This is a genomic window from Flavobacterium sp. UMI-01, assembly GCF_019656315.1.
Lineage (GTDB): Bacteria > Bacteroidota > Bacteroidia > Flavobacteriales > Flavobacteriaceae > Flavobacterium.
On the sequence record NZ_BPLU01000038.1, the window covers coordinates 703,244 to 703,866 of the forward strand.

1 protein-coding gene is annotated in these 623 nt (G+C 49.1%); it reads right to left on the minus strand.

Features of this window, described 5'->3' with window-relative positions; genetic code table 11:
• Positions 1 to 623 (minus strand): hypothetical protein (locus K5R64_RS13020; RefSeq protein WP_374758130.1); only part of this gene is annotated, 623 nt, incomplete at both ends.

Here is a 623-nt window from a genome sequence, read left to right on the forward strand (position 1 = left end):
CACGTTAGTTCCTGCTGGTGCTAGTGGCAATGGGTTGATGGTAACGGTAACTAATGTTCGAGGACCTTCACATCCTGTGGCAGTCACTTTTGCACCGGCATAAGCAGAGCTAGTTCCAACAGTGGTTCTAGAGGGCGCTGTAGTGACAGAACCTCCAGTAGCAGCTGTGTACCAAACAATGGTTTCACCTGCAGCAGCTGTAGCTGAACCTGTTTTGGCTGTATTATCAAAACAGGCTGTCACATCAGTTCCTGCTGGAGCTAGTGGCAATGGGTTGATGGTAACAGTAACTAATGTTCGAGGACCTTCGCATCCTGTGGCAGTCACTTTTGCTCCAGCATAAGCAGAGCTAGTTCCGACAGCAGTTCTAGAGGGTGCTGTAGTGACAGTACCTCCAGTAGCTGCTGTGTACCAAATAAGAGTCTCACCTGCTCCTACAGTTGCGGAACCTGTTTTGGCTGTATTATCAAAACAGGCTGTAACGTTAGTACCTGCTGGAGCTAGTGGCAATGGGTTGATGGTTACAGTTACTAATGTTCGAGGACCTTCACATCCTGTGGCAGTCACTTTTGCACCGGCATAAGCAGAGCTAGTTCCAACAGTGGTTCTAGAGGGCGCTGTAG